Origin of the sequence: Paenibacillus terrae HPL-003, assembly GCF_000235585.1 — a bacterium.
In the GTDB taxonomy this organism is placed as follows: Bacteria; Bacillota; Bacilli; order Paenibacillales; family Paenibacillaceae; genus Paenibacillus; species Paenibacillus terrae_B.
Map to the genome: position 1 here is coordinate 5,696,258 of NC_016641.1, position 26,267 is coordinate 5,722,524.

Annotated in this window: 22 protein-coding genes; 14 read left to right on the forward strand and 8 right to left on the reverse strand. The window is 46.9% G+C overall.

The window, feature by feature from the left end:
* Positions 1-222: 222 nt before the first annotated feature.
* Positions 223-1,221, reverse strand: a complete 999-nt coding sequence (locus tag HPL003_RS25285; protein ID WP_014282645.1) for an ABC transporter substrate-binding protein — start codon at positions 1,219-1,221, stop codon at positions 223-225.
* Positions 1,222-1,536: 315 nt separating this feature from the next.
* Between HPL003_RS25285 and HPL003_RS25290 the strand changes: the two genes are divergently transcribed.
* From HPL003_RS25290 to HPL003_RS25300, 3 genes are all read left to right on the forward strand, one after another.
* The gene (locus tag HPL003_RS25290) at positions 1,537-2,676 is read left to right on the forward strand and encodes an IS4 family transposase (RefSeq protein ID WP_014279141.1); all 1,140 of its coding nucleotides are present in this window, start codon (positions 1,537-1,539) and stop codon (positions 2,674-2,676) included.
* A 90-nt stretch (positions 2,677-2,766) separates the two neighbouring features.
* Positions 2,767-3,963 (forward strand): MFS transporter, encoded by a 1,197-nt coding sequence (locus HPL003_RS25295; RefSeq protein WP_014282646.1) that lies wholly within the window; start codon positions 2,767-2,769, stop codon positions 3,961-3,963.
* On the forward strand, positions 3,960-4,604 hold the full coding sequence (locus HPL003_RS25300) for a TetR/AcrR family transcriptional regulator (protein WP_014282647.1): 645 nt from the start codon (positions 3,960-3,962) through the stop codon (positions 4,602-4,604). The genes HPL003_RS25295 and HPL003_RS25300 overlap by 4 nt, the downstream gene beginning before the upstream one ends.
* Before the next feature lie 107 nt (positions 4,605-4,711).
* On the opposite strand, the gene HPL003_RS25305 is transcribed toward HPL003_RS25300, so the two are convergent.
* The 4 genes from HPL003_RS25305 to HPL003_RS25320 all read right to left on the reverse strand — a co-directional run bounded on the left by HPL003_RS25305 (position 4,712) and on the right by HPL003_RS25320 (position 7,722).
* On the reverse strand, positions 4,712-5,251 hold the full coding sequence (locus HPL003_RS25305) for a CueP family metal-binding protein (RefSeq protein WP_014282648.1): 540 nt from the start codon (positions 5,249-5,251) through the stop codon (positions 4,712-4,714).
* Between the two features lie 207 nt (positions 5,252-5,458).
* The gene (locus tag HPL003_RS25310) at positions 5,459-6,004 is read right to left on the reverse strand and encodes a GNAT family N-acetyltransferase (RefSeq protein ID WP_014282649.1); all 546 of its coding nucleotides are present in this window, start codon (positions 6,002-6,004) and stop codon (positions 5,459-5,461) included.
* A 308-nt stretch (positions 6,005-6,312) separates the two neighbouring features.
* Entirely contained in the window at positions 6,313-6,972 is a 660-nt protein-coding gene (locus HPL003_RS25315) for an urea amidolyase associated protein UAAP2 (protein WP_014282650.1), read from the reverse strand.
* A gap of 33 nt (positions 6,973-7,005) precedes the next feature.
* On the reverse strand, positions 7,006-7,722 hold the full coding sequence (locus HPL003_RS25320) for an urea amidolyase associated protein UAAP1 (protein WP_014282651.1): 717 nt from the start codon (positions 7,720-7,722) through the stop codon (positions 7,006-7,008).
* A gap of 565 nt (positions 7,723-8,287) precedes the next feature.
* Between HPL003_RS25320 and HPL003_RS25325 the strand changes: the two genes are divergently transcribed.
* From HPL003_RS25325 to HPL003_RS25360, 8 genes are all read left to right on the forward strand, one after another.
* Positions 8,288-10,024, forward strand: coding sequence for an allophanate hydrolase (locus tag HPL003_RS25325; protein ID WP_014282652.1), 1,737 nt, complete (start codon positions 8,288-8,290; stop codon positions 10,022-10,024).
* Between the two features lie 38 nt (positions 10,025-10,062).
* Positions 10,063-11,691: a PucR family transcriptional regulator gene (locus tag HPL003_RS25330; protein ID WP_014282653.1), complete on the forward strand. Its 1,629-nt coding sequence runs from the start codon at positions 10,063-10,065 to the stop codon at positions 11,689-11,691.
* Positions 11,692-11,722: 31 nt separating this feature from the next.
* Entirely contained in the window at positions 11,723-12,529 is an 807-nt protein-coding gene (locus tag HPL003_RS25335; RefSeq protein ID WP_014282654.1) for an ABC transporter permease, read from the forward strand.
* A gap of 32 nt (positions 12,530-12,561) precedes the next feature.
* Entirely contained in the window at positions 12,562-13,362 is an 801-nt protein-coding gene (locus tag HPL003_RS25340; protein WP_014282655.1) for an ABC transporter ATP-binding protein, read from the forward strand.
* Complete coding sequence (locus tag HPL003_RS25345; protein ID WP_014282656.1) at positions 13,349-14,722, forward strand: MATE family efflux transporter; 1,374 nt, start codon at positions 13,349-13,351, stop codon at positions 14,720-14,722. Before HPL003_RS25340 ends, HPL003_RS25345 begins: the two co-directional genes overlap by 14 nt.
* Positions 14,723-14,783: 61 nt before the next feature.
* Positions 14,784-15,848, forward strand: a complete 1,065-nt coding sequence (locus HPL003_RS25350; protein ID WP_014282657.1) for an ABC transporter substrate-binding protein — start codon at positions 14,784-14,786, stop codon at positions 15,846-15,848.
* Positions 15,849-15,890: 42 nt separating this feature from the next.
* On the forward strand, positions 15,891-16,460 hold the full coding sequence (locus tag HPL003_RS25355) for a cysteine hydrolase family protein (protein WP_014282658.1): 570 nt from the start codon (positions 15,891-15,893) through the stop codon (positions 16,458-16,460).
* A 28-nt stretch (positions 16,461-16,488) separates the two neighbouring features.
* Entirely contained in the window at positions 16,489-17,058 is a 570-nt protein-coding gene (locus HPL003_RS25360) for a cysteine hydrolase family protein (RefSeq protein ID WP_014282659.1), read from the forward strand.
* Positions 17,059-17,155: 97 nt separating this feature from the next.
* Here the strand turns inward: HPL003_RS25360 and HPL003_RS25365 are convergent, their stop codons facing one another.
* Entirely contained in the window at positions 17,156-18,592 is a 1,437-nt protein-coding gene (locus HPL003_RS25365) for a M20 family metallopeptidase (protein WP_014282660.1), read from the reverse strand.
* 74 nt (positions 18,593-18,666) lie between these two features.
* On the opposite strand from HPL003_RS25365, the gene HPL003_RS25370 reads away from it, so the two are divergent.
* Both HPL003_RS25370 and HPL003_RS25375 read left to right on the forward strand, forming a co-directional pair.
* Positions 18,667-20,028, forward strand: a complete 1,362-nt coding sequence (locus HPL003_RS25370; RefSeq protein ID WP_014282661.1) for a helix-turn-helix domain-containing protein — start codon at positions 18,667-18,669, stop codon at positions 20,026-20,028.
* A gap of 112 nt (positions 20,029-20,140) precedes the next feature.
* Positions 20,141-20,710 (forward strand): DUF1697 domain-containing protein, encoded by a 570-nt coding sequence (locus tag HPL003_RS25375; RefSeq protein ID WP_014282662.1) that lies wholly within the window; start codon positions 20,141-20,143, stop codon positions 20,708-20,710.
* Between the two features lie 199 nt (positions 20,711-20,909).
* On the opposite strand, the gene HPL003_RS25380 is transcribed toward HPL003_RS25375, so the two are convergent.
* Both HPL003_RS25380 and HPL003_RS25385 read right to left on the reverse strand, forming a co-directional pair.
* Positions 20,910-22,655: a methyl-accepting chemotaxis protein gene (locus HPL003_RS25380; protein ID WP_014282663.1), complete on the reverse strand. Its 1,746-nt coding sequence runs from the start codon at positions 22,653-22,655 to the stop codon at positions 20,910-20,912.
* Positions 22,656-22,997: 342 nt separating this feature from the next.
* On the reverse strand, positions 22,998-25,391 hold the full coding sequence (locus HPL003_RS25385; protein ID WP_014282664.1) for a polyprenyl synthetase family protein: 2,394 nt from the start codon (positions 25,389-25,391) through the stop codon (positions 22,998-23,000).
* 263 nt (positions 25,392-25,654) lie between these two features.
* On the opposite strand from HPL003_RS25385, the gene HPL003_RS25390 reads away from it, so the two are divergent.
* Positions 25,655-26,224, forward strand: a complete 570-nt coding sequence (locus HPL003_RS25390) for a TerD family protein (RefSeq protein ID WP_014282665.1) — start codon at positions 25,655-25,657, stop codon at positions 26,222-26,224.
* The last annotated feature ends 43 nt before the right edge of the window (positions 26,225-26,267 follow it).

Here is a 26,267-nt window from a genome sequence, read left to right on the forward strand (position 1 = left end):
GGAGAAGCCTGTAGCAACGGGTGAAGAATAAACTGGAGAATGTATGTATTTATCAACAGCTGCGGATCAGCTTGAGGCCATTATTGGAGGAAGGATAGAGATGCAACGAAATAGCAGCCATTCTATAAGCCTATAAAAAAAGCATGGATGAGAGCGGTTAGACCGCCCCATTCATGCTTGCCATACGCCAGTTATAAACCGGACAGAATACTCAGCCCCGGTTCATTTCGTAATCGCCGCAACAACGGTGTCAACCAACGCTTTTGACGAGACAGGACCGCCAAACGTCCATGTCTTGCTGTCCAATGCATAGGTACGTTTTTCTTTGACAAAATTCAGGCCGTTCCAGACCGAATTACTTTTCAGCGCTGCACCGAAAACATCATCGTCCGGCTGCACAATATAGAGGAAGTTGCTGTCCTGAACGGCAGACAACGATTCAATGCCTACCGTTGAAAAACCATACGGTTCAAGCTTGGCCGGTTTCCAATCGTTAGCCAGCCCGATCTTCGCCAGTGTGCCTACGACGACCGAGTTATCCGCGAACATGCGCAGACTGGCCGCATTTTGATAAGTGAACGCCTGTGTCAGAATATAATGGAAGTCTGCTTTTCCGGCAGCGGCGAGCTTTTCTTTGGCCTGTGCATAATGCTGATCTAGTTCCTTCAGCACCTGCTTCGCTTTGTCTTCTTTTCCAAGAGCGACCGCGATGTTATTGAATATCTCTACCATTTTGTCATAATCGTAGCCTTTACCGCTATTCAGACTATATTCAACTGTCGGTGCAATGGCTTTCAGTTGGTCATAGATAGCTGCATTTCCATCAACATTGGAAATAATCAGATCTGGCTTCAATGCAGCAATCGCCTCCAGATTGGGCTCATTGCGCGTTCCGACATCGGTCACGCTGCTGTCCAGAGCCGCCTCCGAAGATACATACTGCTTGTATCCGGCATTATCCGCATTACCAATGGGCTGAACGCCCAGCGCAACCATATCCTCCGTAAATGTCCATTCCAGCACAACAACACGCTTGGCCGGGCTGTCGAGTGTGATCTCACCACGATTATGCTTTACTTTCACAGGTCCCGCTGCTTCGGCTGGTGTGCTGCCGGAAGTTGACGCCTGACTTGTATCCGATGGTTTACCTGCCGCTCCACAGCCTGCCAGGGCAAGCGCAAAAGCCAGTAGCAATAAAACCCCGCTTAAACCTTTTTTCATAGAATGTATCTCCCCGTATATGTACATTTTAAGATAATGATAATCATTATCATTTTTGGATTATGACGGAGAAATGTAATTTTGTCAATGATAAAAGGCAGTACAGAACGCTCAACGGGAACGCAGACATGCCGCAGTGGCATCTGTTTTCCGTTTTCGTGCGTTTGGCTGATGCAATTTCTTAAAGTACAGTGTGTGGATTATACTATTTACATATTGCACACCTGTTGATTAACCACTAAATGGTAGAAAAAGAGCCGCCAACTCGGTAAAATGTTTGTACCCCTACAAACTTAACCGAAAGGTGACGACTCCATGAAAAAGTCTATCACGATCCCATTGATCCTTCAATCCATTCTGACACCGGAAGAAGTGCAAAGCGTTACCAAGGGAGCAGATTATGAAGACAAAGCCCGTAAATTCACAGTAACCCACTTACTTCAATACTGGTGTGTAGCTGCCTTAGAACAATGGGACAGTTATCGTTCCGGTGTGGATCATGCCGCTCGCAGTGGCTTACCTATGGTTCATTATTCGTGTTTTTCCACCAAAGCGGCCGAAGTCCCCTTTGCTATATTTAAGGAGCTTCTTCATCGAGTCATTCACAAGTGTAGCCGAGAAACACGCCGAAAACTTACGTTTCCCAAAGAATTACTTCTCATCGATTCGACCACCACAACAGTGGGAAAAACACGACTACCCTGGGCTCCTTATCACGGAGAGCGTGCGGGCATTAAACTTCATGTCGCTTTGCGAGCCCAAAATGGGCAACCGCTTCAGGTGATTGAAACCCTGGGTTCCAAGCATGATGGCCCCATGAGTGAAACGTTGGCTCAACCGGACTACATTGTGGTGATGGACCGTGCTTATGGGAAACTGGAGCGTCTGGACGACTTCAAAATCCAAGGACAATCCTTTGTCATTCGGCTTCGCGACAACGTCCATTTGGAAAAACCTCATGCCCTTTCCCGTCTCCAGAAAGCAGATTCTTCTGTCATTCGGGATATCACCTGCCAGTTGGGGACACCGCAGTGTCGTTCCAAGCAACGTCATCGTGTGGTGATGTTTCGAGATTTTGAAGGTCGAGTAATCCGAGTCGTTACCGATTTAATGCAGGTCACAGCGGAACAAATCGCACAGATGTATAAAGCTCGATGGCAGATTGAGGTCTTTTTCCGTTGGATCAAGCAACATTTGAATATTCCAACGCTGTTTGGAACAACCGAAAATGCGGTCTATGGGCAACTCTTTTGTGCGCTCATCGTTTATGTCCTGCTTAAATGGTTATTTGATGCCGCTCAAGGGACATGGCCCAAACATGCCATTCTTTCCTTTGCTCGATTTTCTCGTCTTTTTCTTCTGCAAAATCTACCGGTGGAATGGCTGATCCAGACTCAGGATGTTCTTCTTAAGCGTGTCTCTGCTTCTATGAATCAAATTACTTATTCTGGTTAATCAACAGACGTGTACATATTGTAAACTATTAACGAGATGTAAATGGTGTTCTCTTATTTATTTTACGACTATCTTGAAGGAGTGCTTCTAATGTCCAATTCCCCATTGCAGAAAAAACTGCCCCTATTTATTTTAATGCTTAATCTATTTATTGCTTTGCTGGGTCAAGGCATGGTTATTCCTATTTTGCCGGATTATTTAAAACAGTTTCATGCTGCAGGCACGGCTGCTGGATACCTGGTTGCTGCTTTTGGTGCAGCTCAGTTCTTGTTTTCACCGATTGGCGGACGCTGGTCTGACCAATATGGACGCAAGAAAATGATTTTAATCGGCCTGGCTCTCACTGTTATTTCGGATTATATATTTGCGATAGCGTATCACCTGCCTGTATTGTATCTTGCCCGCTTTATCGGAGGAATCGGCTTAGGCATCATGGTTCCTTCCGTGCTTGCCTATGTCGCGGACATCACAACACATGATCAGCGTGCAAAAGGGATGGGGTACCTGAGCGCAGCAATGAGCTTGGGGATGGTACTGGGCCCGGGGATCGGAGGTCTTTTGGCTGGCTTTGGCGTACGATTTCCTTATTTTATAGCGGCTGGCTTGGGGCTGGTGGCTACCGTATTGACTTTCGTTCTCCCTGAAACATTGCCTGTCGAAAAAAGAACGCAGGTTCATAAAGCCACAGCTACCCCCTCGATTTGGAAACAGCTTGTACAATCGTTTACGTTGCCTTATTTTCCTTTGCTGGTGTTAGTTTTGGTTATGACCTTCGGCTTGGTAAATTATGAAACCGTATTTTCATTGTACATTGAGCAGAAATATGGATTTAGTTCTATGGAGATTTCCGTCCTGATTACACTGGGTGCAGCGATAGGTATTATCGTACAAGTATGGTTTATGGATAAACTCATCCGAAGGATTGGAGAATACAATCTCATCCGATACTCGCTTATTGTGACTAGCATTGCTCTGTTGCTCATGCTTATCAAAGTTAATTTTTCCTATCTGATCGCGGTATCTGCTCTTTTCTTTTTATTTAATTCATTGTTACGTCCTACAGTAAATACGCTCCTTTCCAAGCAAGCTGGTGATCAGCAAGGTTTTGTTGCTGGACTTAATACTACATATAATAGTTTGGGTAACATATTGGGCCCCGTTATAGCCGGAACACTTTTTGACGTTCACATCAATTTGCCTTATATTCTGGGTGCATTTATTCTGATGGCAACGATTGGCTTGATTAGACGACCCAAATTACAAAAAAAGGTGAGTGTTGAACAATGACCAGCACATGGCATACAAATCTGAAACACAAGCATCAGGAGGAAATTCTCAAAGCTGGAACCCAATTATTTTTGGAGTATCATTTTTCGGGTATAAATATTCAACAAATATGTGATGTTGTTGGAATCAGCAGAGTTACCTTTTATAAATATTTTAAAAGTCTGGACGAGCTTGTTTTTGAAGTAGCTATGAATATACTCAAAAATATGACCGAGTTTATAAAGGCGGGCAATGAAGACAATATAAGCGGGAAAGAAAGCCTGCGAAGCTTGCTGTACAGCTGGATTGATTTTGCCAAAGAGCATGGGAAGGAACTACGATTTATCATGTTTTTTGATCTTTACTACAAGTATAAATGTCAAGAAGAGGAGTTGGCAGCCCGCTTTGAGCGTTTTATCAAAGAGGGTTTTCATAATCATTTTTTAGAAGAAATGATTTCTAAAGGAATACAGGACGGTTCTTTGAAGCCTGATGTTGATTCTTTCAAAATGTCAGTATCTATTTTCCAGACGATGATGGGATTGCTGCAAAGATTAAGTTCTACTCCCCCGTCGATTCCTGATGCTCGAACCGTTGAATTGGATGAGATTGCAAGTACTGTAGCTGATATGATTCTGGATTCAATATCTAACCCATCTTAAAAACGAGTCGTTCCAGGAATTTAATTCTTGGTCGACTCGTTTAGTCCACTATGCATAACTTCTCCTTCAAAACCGTCCAGTAGGATACTGGAGTTTGATTCACTGCGTTAACTCAATTGCATCGTGGTAATACAGGTATCGTCCTTTTTAAACGTGGAGATTTGGGAATTTGCAGTTTTGCCTTCATGCTCCACCGTAACGCTATAGGTTTTGTCACGCGGCAGCCATAGATCAATAAATCCATTGGGCTGGGATTTCATCAAGGTTTTATTCATGACTGAATTCCCGGCGGAATCATGAATCGTTACACTGAACTCTTCATCCTTCATTTCGCCTTGACAACCGGTCAGGCTATGGGTTGCACAAGGGTGGGTTTGTTCCATATATGGCGCGATCGAAAGAAAAAATTCGTTGTCAGGCAGAGCGTAGGTCTTTGTGGTTTTACCATCCTCCGATACGCTCAACTGACTGGAAGTGATGGAAGCAGACTCGGCCGTTGCCTTTCTTGTACTGAAATCATGCACCAATTGCTTGATATTTGACGCTCCCTGGTTATCTGCTTCTTCTCTCTGGGCATTCCCTGCAATCAGGTATGTTCCTATGGCGACCGCAACTAACCCGGTAGCTATCAAGGTTAATTTTTTCATCTTGAGTTCATCTCCTTGTCCCTTTTTTTATTATTATAAAGGAGTGCACTTCATAATGGGCTGGATGAACTCTTTATGTCACTATATGCTCACATTCATCTCCTCTTCAGATGCAAGATTTAAGCACAGGCGGTTTTCTCTCTCGAACCAATAAGGCCCAGCGGCTCACTTCTACTCAGGCTACAGGAGATTGATTCACTCTATTTCTCATAAAAAATCCTGTACTTCACATAGCCACACCATGTGATCTCCATCCTTGCCCCAATAATCCTTTGCAACGGTGTAGGGGGCGCCGAATTTTCGCAACCATTTGGTCTGGGCTATTTTGAAGCCGCTATCCAGGCAAAATTGCGCAACTTCCATTTCCTTCAGCCTGATCATCAAAGCTCGAATTAACGCCGAGCCTACTCCCTGTCCCTGATAACTGGGCAGCACATACAAACTCCCCAAAGTCCCCACATGCTGGAGTTCGCCGTTGGTGCACTTCCTGATTTCTTCTCCGCAGGGGCCATAAGAGATCGTTCCAACAACGTTATGGTTATGTTTGGCCGTCAGGAAAAACAAGTCTGGATTCAAAGCTGACAAAGATGCACGCAGCAACTGTTTTTTATGTTCAATCTCCTGCTGTATGTCGTCGATTAAAGCTTCCAGACCCTCCTGTTCAAATGCCGCAGATATGGAACTTTCAAAAACATGATCCGCCGCCTCCAGATCCGAAGGAACAGCGGATTGAATACTGAACTGTTTTTTCATGATGTCAAAACTCCTAGCTATTCGTCTTTTTTTGCATTTGGCCTCCATACTCTCTTATCTTATAATACTGTAAAATAATTCCCACAACATGAGCATCTTCTAAGTATATTGAAATCGATACACTAGAAGTATCCATAACATTTTATAAAACGAATATAATAACACAAAAAAATAGAATTGTTTCTACACGTTCGTAGAGCCAACTCTATTTTTCGGCTAAAGAAATTATTCATCTTCATTGAAATCCTGCGATTGGCGATTCCATTTATCAATTCCACTAATTGTTTCAAGGCCACCGGCCAATGAGTCTATTCATTCCAAATAAGCACCTGGACGGGCGTAGGGTTATACGCGTTGCACGGATTGTTTAACTGTGGGCAATTACTGATAAGCACCATCGAATGGCATTTCGATTGGAGTTCCACGTAACATCCAGGTCCAGACACACCGTCTTCAAACGTTAATCCACCCTCAGGGGTTACAGGCACATTCATGAAAAAGTTAATGTTCGGAGACAGATCCCTTTTCGCATAACGGTGACCTTCCGGATGTTTGGCAAGCTCCAGCATAAACGTATCACGGCAATTATGCATGTGCCCTTTCTCATGCGCATACCGGACCGTATTGCTCTGAGAAGAACAGGAGCCGCCCAGTGTGTCATGACGTCCGCATGTATCTGCCACTATGGCAGCAAGCTCCTTGCCGGATTCAGCCAAAAGGGTTGAGCCTGTGGTCAAATAAATATTACTTTGCGCGTTAAACGTCCGTACAGCGCTATAATGGTCTTCTGGATGATCCGCATCATAAAACAGTGTGTCCGCGGCTTGGTTTCCTTCCAGATCCACGATTCTAAGCACCTGTCCCGGCTGCAGCTCATACATCCAGCCTTCGCCGGCCGGGATAACCTTATCATAAACAGCGGCCTCCGGATTCCGGGGGCTCTCCACCCGATGAAATGCCTTTAACATGTTCTTCTTCCTCCTCACAAAAAAAGATGACAGCTAGTCTTGCAGTGCGTAATACGTCCATGTGTTGTCGAAGGCCCGGCGATTCTCCGGCCGAAAATTGACGCAATAGTCAGCCGAATCAATCTGCACGGCAGGAAGCACCTCAATCTTGATCGGCACAGACGGATAAACCTCCTGCGGATCAAGAGGATGCGGCGTATTGGACAAGATCAATAGCACATCCATCTCTAAGCGAAGCGTCACCGTTGTTCCAGCAGCACAGTGATTTCCTGCAAAAAGCATATTTCCTTCCTCATCGCAAAACACCTTGGAGAACCAGTTCACCACAGGTGCCATATCCCTATCACCGAGGCCGTTTCTAACAAGCTCAACCGCCAGATTTTCTTGGCCGCTGCGCAGCCAGTCATTGCGACTTTCCTGATAACGGCTAGCCCCGTACTTGCTGTCTGTGCCCGCTCTTGTCGTGTAACCGCCCAGCGGATCATGCCAGCCCAAATCGTCGTGTACAATGCTGGCCATCGCTCTTCCATTATCGCTCATGAGCACGTTGCCCTTCGTCAAGTGTGCCGTATGCTGCGCTTTCAGTGTATCGGGCATATTGTAACGCTCCGTTAAATCCCGCGCATGGTACATCAGCATCGAAACATTGGCGCCTGGTTCAACCGCAGTCAAGCGAATCATCTTCCCTTTGCCGATGATGCCGGACCATTTGCCCCCCGGATGCATCGTTTCACTCCAAATCGCATTCATCCATCGCTCACTCCTCTTCACTTCTTGTCCCTACAATTTTCCTCCACGGAGAAGACTAACTCTAGCTTATCAAACTTTATGTTAGGCAAGATAACATAGCATTTAAGCAATTGTCAAACAAGAAAAATCAAAATCTTGATGCTCGAACGAATCTCACTTTCGCCTACTTGCTCCCCCCAAGAATCACCTTTCCCCTACCTTCTTATCTGCTCAAAATAGCTGCAATAGCAAGGGTTCGTGGAAATATTTGATTAATCATTCACAAAGTCAGAGCGATTTATTTAGTGACATTTCACAAATCGCCTCCTGCTTTTACAGCCTAATCTGTCAACATATGATGAAAATCTTCCCACGATCTAAGGATGTCTTGACAGTCTTCCAGACCGGGAACGATAATGAAGAACATAATTAACATGTTAAAATTCTTCACACAAAATATTTAAAGTTTCTCGTCACCACCTTTTTATTTGTTTAAAACGTCATAATACCTGACATTAACTTTTATTGCTCAATCTTTCACAAAACACATGACTTAACTATCTAACAGAGAGGGGTTTCAATAATTTTGAGAAAATTGACCATCGACACATTGAAAACGATGTACAAAAACGGTAAACTGACGCCTTTAGTTTTAATGGAGCACATTATCAAGCAGGCCGAGCAGGAAAAAGAGAGCAACATCTGGATCGTTCCACCCGCTTTATCCCATATCAAGCCTTATCTGGACAACCTGGAACATAAGAATCCGGATGAATACCCGCTATGGGGCATTCCTTTCGCCATCAAAGATAATATTGATCTGGCAGAAGTGACCACAACGGCAGCTTGCCCCGCTTACGCCTATCTGCCAGAGAAGAGTGCGGAAATTGTATCCAGACTGGTGGAAGCAGGAGCAATTCCCATTGGCAAAACAAATCTGGATCAATTCGCGACCGGTCTCGTGGGCACACGCAGCCCTTTTGGAGAAACACATAACTCGCTTAAGCCCGAACTGATCAGTGGAGGCTCCAGCAGCGGTTCTGCTGTAGCCGTCGCGAGAGGTCAAGCCGTCTTCTCGCTTGGGACCGACACGGCCGGGTCGGGACGTATCCCGGCAGCGCTTAATGACCTAGTAGGCTACAAATCAACTATCGGCGATTGGCCTACCCGGGGTGTGGTGCCGGCTTGCGCCACCCTCGATTGCGTAACGGTATTTGCCAATACGCTGGAGGACGCTTACCTCATTGATGCTGTAGCCCGCGGCAAGCGGAGGAGCGGCGTGGGTACAGAGATTTATGAAACCATTGCCTCAATGAAGCCTCAAAAAATACTGCTGCCCAAAGAACAACTATACTTTTACGGAGATTACAAAGATTCATACCGCATGGCATGGGAGGCGGCAGTAAGGCGCCTGGAACTTTGCGGAATTCCTATTGAGTATGTCGATTCCAGCATTTTCAACAAGACTTCCAGCATTTTGTACGACGGTCCTTGGGTCGCTGAGCGCTGGTCTGACCTGGGGGAATTTGTCGAGAGCCACCCCGGGGAAATCTTCCCGGTTACTGAACAAATTCTGCGCTCCTCGCTGGTTAAGGGCTATGATGCGGCTTCCGTATTCAAGGCGCTTCACGAGCTTCGCGAATACAAAGAGCAAGCCGATTCTCTCTTAAAGGATGCCGTGCTCGTGATGCCAACTTGTGGCGGAACCTGGACCAGAGAGCAGGTTGCGGCCTCCCCGGTTTCCACAAACAGCGCTATGGGCCATTATACGAACCACTGCAATCTGCTGGATCTGTGCGCGGTCGCCCTGCCTTCTGATTATGCAGAAGAGCAGCTTCCTTTTGGCATAACATTGTTCTCCATGAGAGGGCAAGAAAGCATTCTGAAAGGTGCGTCCACCGAATTTCTGAAGACCGAATCCATCGAGCTTGCCGTTTGCGGCCTGCACATGCGGGGCTTCCCGCTAGAGAAGCAACTGCTCAATTGTGGCGCTTCCTTTGTGCGCTCCGATCGGACAGCTCCTTGCTACCGGCTGATCCGCTTAAACTCAATCCCTGCAAAGCCGGGACTCATCCGCTCCGAGCAGGGAAGCTCCATTGCGGTAGAAGTATGGAGAATTCCTGTTGGCCGACTTGGCGAATTCATCCGTCTGGTTCCCGCCCCGCTTGGAATCGGCAAAATCAAGCTTGAAGGAGAAATTGAAATAACCGGTTTTATATGTGAGCCTTATGCCGAGCAAAACGGCGAGGATATTACGAGATACGGCGGGTGGGCAGCGGCGGAAACAGACAGGCTACGTAATGACACCTCTGCGACAGGCTAAAATTAATATCTCTGCTGGAAAAAAGGGAGGCGGAAGCGATGACAACAACCAGAATACCTTATGAACAATCATCGCCTTCATTCCGGTGTACAGACCTGTTTGAAATGAATTCCCTGCAAGGTCTCAAGCTGCTCGCAGGCAGGGGAAATTTGGATAATATCATTAGCCGAGTCAACATCATGGAGGTCCCGGATATTCAAAACTGGGCGCAGGCAAACGAGTTTCTGGTGACAACCGGGTATTCCTACCAAAATAATATGGATGCCTTTCTTGAGCTTATCCCCCATCTGGTTAACCGGGGTGTAGCGGCATTCGGCATTAAGCCCAAAAGGTTTATTGCCGAGATTCCGCAGAAAATCATTGATTGCGCAGAAGCTCATGGGCTGCCGCTATTCGAGCTTTCGGAGTCAACCATTTTCTCTAATGTCGTACGTGAGGTCATGGAGAAGGTTATAACCTTTGAAGCCCACAACATTCTGCTGCTGCAGCGCCGGCTTGAGCAGGTGTCGGAGCTTATGCTCCATGGTTACGATATGCCGAAAATTCTTGAGGTGGTTGAAGAGATGATCGGCAATCCAATCTCCATCCTGAATGCTTTCAGCCAGTTCATCGCTTCACCAGAGCAAATGGATTATTTCAAGTCCTTCTACAATCATCTCCTGGGCTTTGACTCCAGATCTTCCCCCAAGCACAGCACGATTCAGGTTGAAGACGCCGCAGGCCGCTGCGTCAACCTGCATGTCTTTAACCTGTGGGAGACAGAGCGGGATCCGATTCTGGTACTACTCGCGGAGAAGAATGGAGCCTGCAGCGATCTTGATCTGTCCACGGTGTCCCGAATGCTCCCGCTGCTTAATATTCGGCTTAGCAGTGAGAACACCTATAAGCTGGTTCAGGCCAAATACTTTGATGATTTTTTGAAAGACTGGCTGATGGGCTGCATTCCCAGCTCGGAGGATCTCGATATTAAAGGTCAGTTTTACGGGTACAGCAATCTGTCAGCCTGCTGCTACCGTGTGATCATTGTGAAATTCCATTCCAGCCTGCAGCCGACACCAGACTCAGCCATGCTGTCAAAGCTCAATCATATGGACCCCGAGAGCCCGGCGTTATTTACGGCCATGTCTGGAAAAATCATCGTGCTCATGCCTCAGCCCGCTGGCGGCGGCAATGTTCCGCCAGATGAGACGGAAGCCCTGATCCGGCTAATTGCCGAAGCGTGCGGCACAACAAATTTCTCCTTATGCATCGGTGAATCCAGCGCTCCACTTTCCATTAATGCGGGATATATCGATACAGAAAACTTATATATCGCCTCCTGCATCAGCCGAGAGAATGCCAAACTGATCACCTGGAAGCAGCTGGGCATCTATACGATACTGACCTTGCTCCCCAAGCATGCCAACGTGGATAAGTTTATCGACCGCTTTGTCCGGCCTCTCGTGCAATATGACAAAGCCCATAACTCCAGCCTGATTCCAACGCTGACTGCTTACTTTCAAATGGGCTGCAACATCAAACTCACCGCACTAGCCATGTATACCCACTACAATACCATCGTTTACCGTCTCGATAAGATCAAAACGATGCTCGGGATCTCTTTCGACGATGCGGAAGCGCGGCTTCAATTGCAACTTGGCTTGAAAATTTACGAAATGGGAGAGTAGAACAAGCATACTTTGAAAGGGGAATTAGCCAGTGAACAACAGAGGTCTGCTACGGAACCTGTTTCGGATTCGTCGGGATATCAACTCTCGTCTTTTCAATTCAATTATGATTATCACTTTTATGTTGCTGATTTTGCTGTGGTACGTAGGAAGCAATTATTCGGGAATCAACCCCATCTTTCTGCCTACACCTCAAGCGACCTTCTCCTACCTGCTCTCCGCTATCCAGAATGGAAGCCTCTGGGCGGATATCGCTATCAGCTGCTACCGTGTGCTGATGGGCTTTCTTATCGCCGTTGTAATCGGCATTCCGCTGGGCCTGCTCTCAGGCACTTACAAAATCATAAACGCCGTAACCAAGCCGTTGATCGAATTCTTCCGCTACCTCCCCGTTTCGGCACTGATTCCGCTGATTATGGTATGGACCGGCGTAGGGGAAACCGCAAAAATTACGATTATCGTCGTCGGCGCCGTTTTTTCGATGACCGCCATGATTGCGGATATCGTCAAGGGCATCCAAATCGACCTGATCAACACGGCTTATACACTGGGCGCCTCTCAGACACAGGTGATCCGCAACGTCATCATCCCCGCCATTATGCCTAATGTCATGGATACGATGCGCATGGTCATGGGCTGGGCCTGGACGTACCTGATTATGGCGGAAATGCTAGCTTCGAGCTCTGGTCTTGGCTACAACATTATGATTGCGGAACGGTTTATGAAGACTTATATCATCTTTGGCGGCATTTTTGTGATCGGCATTCTCGGTTTGCTATTCGACCGCATATTTGCATTCATCAACAAACGTCTGTTCCACTGGGCCGAAGATGTGTAACAACAGCAACACTCGAAAGGGGGACCTATTTAATGAAACAAACGCCGACTATTAAAATTTCCTGCAAAAATCTCAACAAAATTTACCGATCCAAAAAAACGGAAATCCTCGCGCTCCAAGACATCAATATAGATATTGCAGACAATGAATTTATTAGTGTGGTTGGCCCCTCCGGCTGCGGCAAATCTACCCTGCTCCGCATATTTGCCGGTTTGGACGAAGCGACTTCCGGCGATATCCTGCTGGATAACCGCGTCATGACAGGGCCGGGTGCGGACCGCGGCATGGTATTCCAAGCATACACGCTGTTCCCGTGGCTGACGGTGGAGAAAAACATCCGCTTTGGCCTTAAGCTGAAGAAAATGCCCAAGCCGGAAGCGGATCAAATCGTCGAGAAGTACTTAAGCCTTGTCGGCTTAACCGATTTCCGCAACAGACTGCCAAAGGAGCTGTCCGGCGGCATGAAGCAACGGGTAGCCATCGCACGTGCGCTCGCCAACAATCCGGAGGTGCTGCTCATGGACGAGCCCTTTGGCGCGCTTGATCCCGACACTAAAGGGAATATGCAGCTGCAGCTGAGAGAATTATGGGAGAAGGAGAAGCATACCGTCATCTTTATAACACATGACATTGAGGAAGCCGTATTCCTCTCCCAGCGTGTGTACGTCATGAGCTCCCGTCCGGGGCGGGTTATTGCCGATATTCCGATTGATCTGCCTCAGGAGCGGGACCTGGAGCTTAAGGACACCCAGGAATTTATTCAGATCCGCAAGAAGATACACAGTCTGCTGCATTCAAGAGATTTCGGGAATAACCTTCATGCGACAAACTAACTTTATCGGTACTTTTCATGAGGATAAGGCTTTTCTAAAAGGTTTTTTGCTTTTGTCGCTACCGATCGGCCTGCAAAGCATGTTGACAAGCATTACCAACACCTTCGCATCCTTGATGGTGGGCCAGCTTGGGGACCTGCAGGTATCCGCCACGAGCCTGGCGGGACAAGTCTTTTTCATACTGAATCTCATCATTGTCGGCATTGTCAGCGGCTCTACTATTTTTCTGTCCCAATATTACGGCAAGGGAGATCACCACAATCTCAAGGTTGCATCTGCGGTCGCCTTTGCCCTCGTTCTTGCTGTGAGTGCCTTGTTCACTGTGATCGCCCTGCTGTTCCCAACCCAGGTGCTGCATATTTTCTCTAACGAATACGAGGTGGTCGAGCAGGCCGCCAACTATCTGCAGATAGTCGGCATCAGTTATTTGCCTACCGGGTTATCCCTGGCCTGCACAATGATTTATCGAAATATCGGGAGAGCCGGTATTCCTCTGCGAATCATCGTCTTGACCATCATAATCGATGTTGTGCTCAGCTATTTGCTCATTTTTGGGTATGCCGGCTTGCCTGTGCTCGGTATTCAGGGAGCTGCCATTGCCATTGTTATGGCCAGAACGATAGAAATGCTGATTATGACTTCCATCCTGTACAGCAGATTCAGAAGCTTTGCACCGACGATCCGGGATCTGCTCTCAGCCCAAAAGAGCTTTCTTACTGTATATTTTAAAACCTCCGCTCCGGTCATTTTGAATGAAACCGTGTGGAGTATCGGATACGCCATGTACAGCGTCGTTTTCTATCATATGGGCTATACGGTCGGAGCTGCGGTTGGAATCGCCAAGGTGCTGGAACAACTGCTTATCGCCTTTTTTATCGGCACCGGGCAAGCCGCCGCCATTATACTCGGGCAAACCATTGGCGAGGGTAAATCCGAGAAGGCTCCCTATTATTCCAGCCGCATGGCGACGTATACCGCCCTAGGGGGCGTGCTGCTGGGCATAATTATGATGACCTGCGTGCCCCTCTTCCTGAACCTGTATCAAGGGATTTCGCAAGAAGTTCGGAATACCATTATCCTTCTCGTGATGTACCTGGCCGTCATCATGCCCATCAAGGGAATGAACTTCATTCATATTATGGGGACGCTGCGGGCCGGAGGAGATACGAGGATGTGCTTTGTCATCGACAATGCAACACTTTGGTGCGTATCCCTTCCGCTTACGTTCCTGACCGGCTATGCGCTTAATCTCGGCATCGAAATTGTGTTTTTGTTCGTCATTCTCGATGATCTGTGTAAATATATGCTCGTTCGCCTCCGTATTCGGAGCAACAAATGGATTCACAATCTGGTGGAATGATTCTTTGGCTCACCCACCGGATGTTTATCATATACAAACCAAATGGAGGGGAAGAATTAATATGAACCGAAACAAATTCAGCTTCATGAAAACAGGCGCGACCATGCTGTTGTCGATTGTCATGTTATCTGGTTTATTGGCTTGCGGGAACACAAACTCAGCGGGTAGTGCGACTAACGCTGCAGGCGACAATAACTCTACCAGTGCGAAAACAAGTCCTGTTACAGTTAAAACGGCATATGCCCCATTCATCGGGGGCATTGGCATCTATGCCCTGGATGATAAAAAATTCGACCTTGACCATAACGTAGACCTGCAAATCGGCGCGTTTGGAGCTACTTCTCCTCTAATGAGTGTCATGACAGGAGACGTAGACATTGCCTTCACGACACTCCAATCTTATTTGGTTTCCGTCAATGCACTTATCGAGGAAGGCTCCGATATTAGCACGCTGCCGAAAATCGTCTATTTGCACAATGCCTCCACGGGTGCGGACGGCATTGTAGCTGATGCCAGCATCAAAAGCGTCGCTGACCTGAAGGGAAAATCCGTCACTGCTCAATATGGCGAAGTTACCCATTATATGCTGGCTAAAGCACTCGCTACAGCAGGAATGACCGTGGACGATGTCAATCTGGTAGACATAGGTCCGGGCAAAGGCGGTGCCGCATTTGTTGCCGGCAGTGTAGATGCAGCAACAACCTTCGAGCCTTATCTGTCTCAAGGCACGACAGCACGAAATGGCAACATTATCATATCCACAGCCGATATGAAGAATACAATTCTGGATGTTGTAGTGGTATCGGCCAAGAACGCCAAGGAGAAGCCGGAGTGGCTATTGAATACACTGAAGGCGGTAGAGGACGCTACAGAGTATGTCAATAGCGATCTGAATGCTGCTGCGGAGCTGACGGCAGGTGACCTGCAGGTGAGTGCCGAAGAGGTCAAGGACATGTACCCTACCGTTCATTTGTATACGATGGCTGACAACATCAAAGGCATGGGCGAAGGCGGCTGGATTTACGACACCATGAAGGATGTCGTTGATTTCTATACTTCCATCGGCACTTTCAAGAAGCCGTTTGATGTGAAGCAGCTTGTCTCGACTGACTTTTTGTCGAAATAGAACATAAGCGGCATACTATATTTTGAACCGGAGGCAACCTTTATGATTACAATACCCGAACATAGTGTGTACATCCTGATTGACGTTCAGAACTCGGATCCAGCGAAATCGCGCGGCCTGACTCCCCAAAGACAGGCTTATCTAAACCATGTGGAGCGAGTAACCGAATATTTCCGCACGCGCGGCGACGTGCCCATCGTGCACATTCGCGAGATTCACCGGAAGGACCTGATCGACTTTGGCCGGGAACTGGACGGCGCAGAAAATATCCATTGCGTGGAGGGTAATCCTGAAGCCACCTACTATGAGCCTACAGCACCCATCGAGGGAGAATACACGGTTGACAAGCGCCGCTACAGCGCCTTCTTCGGCACAGACCTGGAAATTTTGCTGCGCGGCCTCAAAGCTGAGCATCTGTTCCTGGTTGGCGGCATGACTGACATTTGCGTGCATTACACGGCGGTAGACGCGCACCAATACAACTACCATGTGCATGTATTCAAGGAAGCTGTTGGTACGCCAAGCAGCGACGAAGTAGCTCAAGCCGCATTAGACAACATTGAATACTTCCAGACCGGATCGATCATTTCGGTCGAGGATTTGTTTAACTAAACCAATGAAGGAGAAAGGAGATTGCCCAGTGAACCAAATACCTCAACATAGCGCACTTATCGTCGTAGACATCCAGAATGACGTAGAGAGCGATGCCATTCCCGTCATGGAAGGTGGCACCTGCATGCTGAATAGTCCGAAGGTGATTAAGCACTTTCGCGAGTTGGGACTGCCGGTCATTCAAATCCGTGAGCTTCACCGTGCTGACCTCAGCGATTTCGGACGTGAGCTGGACGGTGTGGAAAAGATTCATTGTCTGGAAGGTACCCCTGCCGAAGAGTTTCATCCCTTAACCGCTCCAATTGAAGGTGAATATATCATTACCAAACGGCGGTACAGCGGCTTCTTCGCCACTGACCTCGACCTGCTGCTCCGCTGCCTGGGAGTCAAACGGCTGTTCCTCATCGGTGGCATGACAGACATCTGCGTCCGCTTCACGGCCGTCGACGCACACCAGCACGATTACCACTTTCATGTGGTATCGGACGCTGTCATCGGCACCAGCCGGCAAGCGCACGACATGGCGCTGAAAAACATGGAGTACCTGCAAACCGGCGCAAATATAACAACGGAGCAAGTACTCGCCCTTTCTTTATAATCTTCATATATAAGTAGGAGAAAAAAAGCAGCATCCGCCGTACGTTCTCTCTGTCGGGAACGTAAGGAAAGGATGCTGCTTTTTATTGCTGCGAGGCTTATTCAGGCTGCCGCCGGGATGGACGTTCCTTCACCGGCGGCTTGACATGGGCAGGGATCGGGCAGGTATAGCCTTCCATGCCTCCTCCCCGCGCCCTCAGCTCCTGCTTTGCTTCTTCCATGATCCCGGGGTGCATAAGCAGCTCTACGGCGGTGGCAGCCATAACCTTGGCAGCATGCAGCATCCCCTTGTGGCTCGCTGAAGCCATGCCCTGCGCCACCATCTGCCAGGAATGGAACGGCGTTTCGGACGCATAGCATACCGTCTCCAGTTGTGCGGTCGGGACAACCCAGCTTACATCAGATACGTCTGTAGAGCCTAACATCCTCCCGCTGGCAGGTTCGTACGGGTCAAGCGTTTCGGGCAGACTTTCACCGTTCACTGCATCCGTTCGTCCCTGCTGCAGCGTGGACAGGATTTCGCTTGCATAGCTCTGCTCGGCCTCTGTAAAAACGGGTACACCCAGATGTGTGAAGCACCGGTACATGACCTGCTCCAGCGTTACATTTGGAATAAGATTGGAGCAGGCCTTTTCGAACCGGATATCTACTTCTGTGCCGGTCATCAGCGCTGCCCCCTTGGCCACATCGTTCATTCGGTGATAAATCTCTTCCACCTGCCGAAGTTCCGGTGCGCGAATCAAATATACAACCTCGGCCTCCGCCTGCACCACATTCGGAAATTCCCCGCCCGTCTCGGTCACAGCATAATGAAACCGCGCTTCAGGCGGTATGTGCTCTCTCATGTAATTGGCTCCAACGTTCATCAATTCCACGGCGTCCAGGGCGCTTCTCCCCTTATGAGGGCTTATGCCAGCGTGTGCGCTTTTGCCTAAGAATCTGTACCTTATCTGGTAATTCGCGACTGAGGTCTGCGACACCACTGCATTGTTATACCCTGGATGCCAGGTTAAAGCCGCATCTACATCATCAAAGAGCCCTTCACGCACCATAAAGGTTTTGCCTGATCCTCCCTCCTCAGCCGGACAACCGTAGTAGCGGATCGTTCCCGGAAGCCCTCTCTCCTCCATATATTCCTTTACGGCAACAACGGCAGCGAGCGCCCCTGTCCCCAACAGATGATGACCGCAGCCGTGGCCGTTCCCCTTATGCTCAAGCGCTTGCTCGACCGCCACTCCCGCTTGCTGGCTCATGTTTGGCAGCGCGTCGAATTCCCCCAATACGGCAATCACCGGACTTCCTGAGCCATAGCTGCCAATAAATGCCGTTGGAAGACCTGCGGCGCAACGCTCGACCCGAAAATCGGAGCGCTCCAGCTGGCCGGCCAGCAGATCAGCCGATTCAAACTCTTCAAATTTGCTTTCAGCCAATTTCCAGATATGATCGCTTATTTCCATAAACGACTCCCGCCCACGTTCAATCCTATCCGCAAGCCATTCACAATCACCTTGCTGAGCCTCATGTATGTTCTTCAAGCTGCACCTCCGGCATATTTTTGGACGTATTATTACCTTTTCCAAAATTATAGTATACTTAAGGGGCCTATTCAATGAATACGAGAAAGATTGGACGTGAAAGAATGTTTAAAATCGCTTTTATAGTGGCTGAGCATTCCGTGAAACGCCTGAAGCAGGTGCAGGAGAAGCTGGAGCAGTTATGTGAGCTCACGGTACTCCCTTACCGATCTCTGGACGAAATCACAACCCTTTATTTATCCCGGCCTATGACGCTGGACGCCATTATTTTTGGCGGAGAGCTCTCTTATTTAACTTTGCATAAAGAGATCAAAGGTCCTTACTCTCTGCCGATGAAACACCTGGATGTTACTGAACATGATTTCTATAAATTGATGTTTCAGGCTCATTCAGCCCACCCAGAGCTGCGTAGCCAGCGTATCGCCGTCGACTGCTTGGGCCAGGATAACGGCTTTCTCGGCATTAAGGAAATACTACAGCCTGAACTTCTTCCTTATATGCCGGAAGAGCATGTGAACAGGCTGTCCTATGACGATATGCTGCGGTTTCATTTAGAATTGTGGGAGCAGGGAAAAGTAGATCTCTCCGTTACCCGCTACAGCAATTTGGTCCATAAGCTAACGGAGCATGGGATAAACGCCGTCCATTTATTCCCTTCAGACAATACTATTCTTGAAACATTCAGAAATACGGTTGGCGAAATAGAGAGGCTGCACATGAAAGCCAACCGCACAGCTGTCGGTCATGTGCAAGTTCAAGGATTCCATAAGCTGCGCGAGCAGGATGAGCCCGAATCCGCGTTGATTATGGCGATGCTGCACAAAGCTCTGCTGACATTTTCCAGAGAGGAGGAACTGCCTTTTGTTGCGCAGAAGCATGCGGATTTTTTTGAATTGCTGGTATCACAGCAGGAAATGGAGGAGAAATGGACGGGGGGCTTGGCTCACTGCAAGCTGCAGGCTTTCCTGAATTATCAACTGTCTTTACGCGTGGATATCGGCTGGGGAGCCGGAGAAACACTGTATAAGGCCCGCTTTCATGCGCAAAACGCACTTACGCTTGCTAAGCGGCAGCCTTTGTCAAGCAGCTTCATAGTCATGGAGGACGACCGCATCCTCGGTCCGCTTGGGGAGTCAAATCACCTGGAGGTTTCGTACGCGCACGATCCCCAAGCCGAAGCATGGGGCCGATATATAGGAATATCACCGCTGCAGATTCACAAAATAATATCCGTCATGAACAAGCTGCAGCGTGATGAACTGTCTGCTCAAGACCTGGCGCTTCACCTGGGGGTCACGCTCCGCAACGCCAACCGGATCATGAATCTGCTCGCCGAGAAGGGCGCTGCAAATGTAAGCTATCAAAAACAAGAAAAGCTGCGCGGTCGCCCAACCAAAATTTATAAGCTCCAATTTGACAAGCTGCCAGTACTGTAACAGAATAATTGAGTTGTTGCATCATTTGCTGGGCGAAAATCAAACCACGTATTTATTTGAATACCTATCCTGTGTTAATAAAATCCTTTTGTACAAGAGAGGTGGGTCTTATATGATCTATGTCGCATTGCTGCGGGGCATTAATGTGGGTGGCAACAACAAGATTAATATGAAAAAGCTCAAGGAAACGTTTGAGAAGGCAGGCATGAGCCATGTGACGACTTACATCAACTCCGGAAACATCATTTTTTCCAGTGAAGTTCAATCCAACGAGGAGCTATCACTCCAACTGGAGCAGGCGATTCTGGAGGATTTTAGCTTACCTATCCGGGTCATTGTCCGTAATATGGCCGAAATCCAAACTATGATGGAGGTATTGCCGGAGGAATGGTCTAATGATACACAGATGAAAAGTGATGTATTGTTTCTCTGGGATGAAATTAACGATATTTCCGTTCTGGACAAGCTTCCTCTGAAGGCTGGAATAGGCAACGTAATGTATACGTCCGGGGCCATTCTGTCTTCTGTCAGCAGAGAACATGTCACCAAAAGTGGGATGACGAAACTGGCCGGAACCAACCTGTATCAGCATATGACGGTGCGGAATGTGAACACGACTCGGCAGATTTATAAGCTAATGCAAACCGCTGAACAGGAAGAGTTACGTGCATTAGACTCCTGATTGGAAGCCTCCTTCCTAAGCATTTTGTTTTCGTTTAGTAGACAAATCCAAGAGCAACCGTAGAGAATAAAATCAAAAAGGGAGCCTTCTTGCGGCTCCCCAAGTGCATTTCTTTGATGTATTGTTCCCTCTAGACTCTGGCTATCGAGCTGATGAAGTCAACCCTTCATATAGAATACCACTCACCAGACTAGCTTCGTCAAATTGTAAAACCGTCGACCAGTTCATTTAATCTGGTAGCGCTTTCCTTCACCTGATCAGACTGTTGCGCCACTTCAAGAGACTTTTCCGTCGATGAAACCATGTTCTCAGCAATGTGCTGGGTAGATACGGCGGACTGTTCGCTGGCTGTTGCAATCTCGCGGATAGCTCTCACCATGGTTTGGATCGTTGCATTCACCTGCTTGGAGGTGGCGTTCAAATCATTAACTGTATTCGTATGCTCAACTACATCGTTGTAATATTGTTCTGCCGTATCCTCAAACAGCTGATAATCCTTGCCCACCTTGGCATGCAGGAAATCCAGTAATTCCCCGGCATTGGTCGTCAGATTGGCTACAGATTGTACAACCTCTTGAGTAACACTCTGAATTTGGTCTACCGCTTGCTTGGACCCATCTGCCAACTTGCGAATTTCGTTAGCCACAACCGCAAACCCCCGACCTGACTCACCGGCTCGAGCCGCTTCAATAGATGCATTTAGAGCCAGTAAATTGGTTTGCGCCGTAATTTCCAGAATGGACTGGGAGAGTATACGAATTTGGTCTACCGCCTTGGCTTGTTCCAGCGCTTCCGTCATCTTTTCACTGGTCTTCCGGTAAATCTCTTTGGACGCTTTATTAGACTCACTAGCTTGATGCTTCAACGCTTCGGCTTTTAGGCTTGTATCATAGGCAGACTGCGCTTTTTCTTGAGTTTTGAGCGAAATGTACTCTGCCGCCCGCTGCATTTCATCCGCAGAATGATTCATGTTTTCTGTATATGCCGAAGTCTCCTCCATTGCTGCTGACAGCTGTTCGACCGTAGCCGATACGTCTCTAATCCGCTCATTGAGATCTGTCATATTATGATTCGTCTGATCACTTAGCTGATTTATTTGGTGGGACTCATTGATAACTCCCGTAATAACCATTGAGGTTGAATCTGTCATTTGTTGAATGGCACGTGCAATGACAGCGATTTCATTATTACCCTTGAGCAGGGTCGGATCAAGTGCTGCCGTTAAATTGCCTTGGGTAATCTCTTCACAGTATTTCGTAATGGTGCTCATCCGGGAACGGATATTCCGAATGGCCGAAAAGGAGATCATACCAAGAACAGCCATCACCAGGGCCAGAATCACGATCAAAACAATCGTGCGCATGTTAATCTCATTTTGTGTATTTTGATATAGGCTGGCTGATTGTTCATTATTGTAATCAGAAATACCAGTCAGTATCTTAACAATTGCCGTACTGGATGTATTAATCCGGCCTCTCTCTTCCTTGTCATACGTTCCAGTATTTTTTTTGACTGCCATGATCTGCTCAATATTCTGATAATATGTGTCTACGCTCCCTCTTAGTTCCTCGTACAATTTCTGTTCCTTCGGGTCCAGATTCTTTTGCGAGAATTTACTTAACCCTGATGTAACGCTGTCTTTTCCCTTCTGTACCTGCTTATATTGTTTATCTGTGTACTCCTCATTATCGAGTACTTTGGTGTAGTTGGCCCGCATGTTATAAAAATCACTTTTCACTTCCAGAATATTCGTTTGGTGCTGAAAGCGATCCATATACAAAATACCTTGGCCCTCTTTAGCTTGATACATGCCGAGAACCCCTACCAACGATACAATGAGCAAACCCACCAAGCTGATCATGATCATGGAGACCATCGTTGTCGTGACCTTTAAATCTCTAAATCCTTTTACTTTTTTAGTGCTGTCTGATAGTTTTGTTTTCATCAAAACTCCTCCAGTCGTCTATGTATAATAGATCACGTTGCTCCCATGGATACTATCCCCCAAACCATAAGAATTAAGAGATTACACCGTGATGATATATATATATCGGTAGAAAGCGCTTGATTTTTATAAGAGAAATAACAGTACTGCTAAAATAAAGAATATTCATTCAAGGAAAGTGAGCTTGAGATTGATAAATGTATATCATCCATGGATACACTGCTTCACCGTCTGATCATTTTGCTTATCAAGTTTACTGGATATGATGAAGAGTCGAACCGCTGCTTTACCCTAACGCAAAATACCCCATCGCTTCTATTAAGCAATGGGGCACAAACCTTTTTAATAGTCCCGGTTAACCATATAATTCATTAGATGCTTCAGAAAAGCGATGTTGCGGGGTACCTCTTTCAACGCTTCCATAGCAAGACAGTAGTGTTCCCACATCTCTTTACTGGCACCTTCCTGACCCAGGATGGATACGAAATTCGAATGGTTGTTCTCAGAATCCTGACCAATAGGTTTTCCGAGTAAGAGCTGATCTCCTTCCACATCAAGCAAATCATCTTTAATCTGAAAAGCAATCCCCGCATGATAAGCGAATTTCTTCAAAGCAGCAATTTCCGGCTCCTTGACTTGTGCAAGCATGGCAGGCATCACCAGACAAGCCTCAAATGCCACTCCGGTTTTGTAAAAGCACACCATATTTAACTGCTCCAGTGTCAATTCCTTTCCTTTGGCATCCAGATCCATCGCCTGTCCCATACACATATCTTCTGCCTTTTGGGCCGAGTATAGTATCAAAGCAAGTACAGTCTCAGCATTAAACTGATCAAGTGACGATTGTTCCCCAATCGCCTTCTGAATCAGATACAATCCGGTTAATTCCGCGGTAGCGCTATTATGCACCTGATGCAAGGTCTGACGCCCTCTGCGGGTAGATGCATTATCCTGAGAAGGCAGATCATCGAAGATCAAGGATGCGGTATGCATATACTCCAATGATCGTAGCAGTGGTACAATTGCCGATGCGTCCAGTCCGTATTCGTTTACGCCCATGACCCAAGTCAATATAGGCCGTATCCGCTTCCCATCCCCTTCGAGACTGTAATTTGCTGCATCAATAAGCTGCTCTTTCATCGCTGGAATCCCATGAGGTTTGGTAATTTTCAATTGGTTGTTAATCTGATGGCGAACCGTTGTGATCGTATTAAAAAAATCTTCCTTTTCTTTCGAATCGTTTTTCAGATGGGTAATCATCTGGTCCCGAAGCAGTTTATCGAAGAAATCTACATCATCCGCTTGTCGCACCATCTGCTGGATGAGACGATTGAATTCCGGATTTCCGGATGCAAAGATCTCCATCATTTCATTATACATTTCAGTACCTACACGCTCTTTATAACGTTTGAGTCCATTCATTGCACGATCCAGTATCACCTCACAGGCCATGGCATCGGAATCATACACGTTATGGATCAAATAGGAAATGACCACCCAGTATAACTCAAAGGGGTTGATTAGATCCGAACGCTGTTCATGGTATTTTAAATAGTAGGTATAGGGCGTTACCGCACCGTCTCTCATATCGTCAACCATATCCGCAAAATCATCAGCTAACTGGTTATAGATACCATAAAAGAATGTTCGTTGCTCAAAGCCCTCATCCTCAGGAGCACCAATCACGGAACGGACAATCAATCGGGAAGAAGCAGATTTTAAAATGACAGGTATATAAAGCTCTTCATTGGTGTAATTAGCATGCGTTAGGTCCTTGACGCGGTCGATATCCTGAGCATGAAAAAAGACATAGGACTGCTCGAAAAATATCTGCTGTGTGTCCGGCCGCTGATGTTGCTTAATATATTCAAAAGCATCCGAGAGCTCTGCGTGTATAAATTGAAACAACTTCATATGATTTCCGTTCCAGTCGCCCAGCTCAGGCACAGTACCAGTAAGAAGCGCGGCACGTATCATACGGGAGTATTGTTCTTTCTCTTGTACAGTCAAAACCTGGGAATCGAGCAGATCGTCAATGAAAGGATAGGTTAGACCATAGGAATAACCAAGCCTAATGGCTTCATCCAGTCTGCGAGCACGTTCTGCAGGTGATACGTTATCGTCCATTTCTTCCATCACATGCAAAATAACCCCGATTATGATCTTAATCAGTTTGCGCTGGGCCTGCTCTGCATCCATTTCCTTCGGAATATGGGAGGATACAGACCTAAGTTTGTTGATTACCCAGATCGTAGCGGTTTCTATGCCTTCCTTCTGGGCCCACCGATACACCCCGGCCAAATTCATAAATTCGGGCTGGTCTTCCTCGTTTGCACTGGTGGATTGAATCAAGTGTTTTTTTATGTCAGCAATGACACGCTTAATCCGGTTCTGTGTATCAGGAGAATTCAGAGCTTTGCCTAAATCCCTCATATAAATATAGGAGACGCTTCGATCCAGGTAATCATCCAATTTGCCTGTATAATTCAGCCATTGAATGTATTTATGATAATCCCGAGTATCAGGCTTTTTCTTTGCCCGCGAAAAGAAGGATAGCCATGAAGCATAATGAATATGATTCCTTTTCCACATTTGGATATCCTCTGTCAAGGCAGTCACATAAGTCTTGTCTACGACCTGTGCATAAAGTGATGCAAAATACTGAACCGCCTTCTGCTCAGCCAGCTGATACCCTGTATTGGCATGATTTATAAATTTCTCATTCATACGATGCATTACCTCAACTTCTATTTTTGTTAAACATGGTTGTATTTCTTCCCTGACGGGAACGGATTCGGATCATGTTTTTATCTTTATACGGGAAAGAATCTGTGAGGTTACGAAATTATCATGCTGCTTACCGAAACATCTTGCCTAGACTTCTGCTCCCAGATTCCTTAAACGAATGGATAGGAAGCCAAATCTTTTTCAGATTATATCCTTCTATAAATATGCTACAATTTCAGGGGAGAGCGAAATAATGATGAGGAGGCATAACATTGAGTATTAGTTTAGTTAAAGGACAGAAGATAGACCTAACAAAAAATAATCCGCACTTATCCGTACTAAAAGTAGGTCTCGGATGGGACCCTATGAAGGGCAGAACAATGGATATTGATGCGTCAGTACTTCTTCTTAATGAGAACGGCAAGCTGACCCAAAAGAATAACCTAGTGTACTTTGGAAATAAGAATAGCCCTTGTGGGGCCGTCGTACATGGTGGTGACAACTTAACAGGACATGGTGACGGTGATGATGAAGTCATTACCGTATCTCTCCAACAACTACCTCCTGAGGTGCACAGAGTGATATTTATTGTGAATATATTTCGTTTTTTTAGTTTTGGTAGACGTAAGGATTTCAGTATGGTGAACAATGCTTATATTCGGATATTGGATGCGTCCCAAGCTGAAGAGATTCTCCGATACAACTTGACGGAGGACTATCAAGGAATGTGTAGTATACGTGTAGGTGAGGTTTACCGTTATGGGAGTGAGTGGAAATTCGGTGCTCTTGGGGAAGGAAGTACCATTACCTCCCTGAAGGATCTTGTCAAAACGTATGAATAAGCATCATGTTTTTTGTTTTTAAACGACAAACCCACGTCGGACG

Coding starts and splice junctions, on each gene's coding strand:
- HPL003_RS25290 (WP_014279141.1), top strand. CDS start 1,537: ATGAAAAAGTCTATCACGATCCCATTGATCCTTCAATCCATTCTGACA.
- HPL003_RS25320 (WP_014282651.1), bottom strand. CDS start 7,722: ATGAATGCGATTTGGAGTGAAACGATGCATCCGGGGGGCAAATGGTCC.
- HPL003_RS25355 (WP_014282658.1), top strand. CDS start 15,891: ATGATTACAATACCCGAACATAGTGTGTACATCCTGATTGACGTTCAG.
- HPL003_RS25370 (WP_014282661.1), top strand. CDS start 18,667: ATGAATACGAGAAAGATTGGACGTGAAAGAATGTTTAAAATCGCTTTT.
- HPL003_RS25295 (WP_014282646.1), top strand. CDS start 2,767: ATGTCCAATTCCCCATTGCAGAAAAAACTGCCCCTATTTATTTTAATG.
- HPL003_RS25385 (WP_014282664.1), bottom strand. CDS start 25,391: ATGCATCGTATGAATGAGAAATTTATAAATCATGCCAATACAGGGTAT.
- HPL003_RS25350 (WP_014282657.1), top strand. CDS start 14,784: ATGAACCGAAACAAATTCAGCTTCATGAAAACAGGCGCGACCATGCTG.
- HPL003_RS25305 (WP_014282648.1), bottom strand. CDS start 5,251: ATGAAAAAATTAACCTTGATAGCTACCGGGTTAGTTGCGGTCGCCATA.
- HPL003_RS25285 (WP_014282645.1), bottom strand. CDS start 1,221: ATGAAAAAAGGTTTAAGCGGGGTTTTATTGCTACTGGCTTTTGCGCTT.
- HPL003_RS25300 (WP_014282647.1), top strand. CDS start 3,960: ATGACCAGCACATGGCATACAAATCTGAAACACAAGCATCAGGAGGAA.
- HPL003_RS25310 (WP_014282649.1), bottom strand. CDS start 6,004: ATGAAAAAACAGTTCAGTATTCAATCCGCTGTTCCTTCGGATCTGGAG.
- HPL003_RS25345 (WP_014282656.1), top strand. CDS start 13,349: ATGCGACAAACTAACTTTATCGGTACTTTTCATGAGGATAAGGCTTTT.
- HPL003_RS25375 (WP_014282662.1), top strand. CDS start 20,141: ATGATCTATGTCGCATTGCTGCGGGGCATTAATGTGGGTGGCAACAAC.
- HPL003_RS25315 (WP_014282650.1), bottom strand. CDS start 6,972: ATGTTAAAGGCATTTCATCGGGTGGAGAGCCCCCGGAATCCGGAGGCC.
- HPL003_RS25340 (WP_014282655.1), top strand. CDS start 12,562: ATGAAACAAACGCCGACTATTAAAATTTCCTGCAAAAATCTCAACAAA.
- HPL003_RS25380 (WP_014282663.1), bottom strand. CDS start 22,655: ATGAAAACAAAACTATCAGACAGCACTAAAAAAGTAAAAGGATTTAGA.
- HPL003_RS25330 (WP_014282653.1), top strand. CDS start 10,063: ATGACAACAACCAGAATACCTTATGAACAATCATCGCCTTCATTCCGG.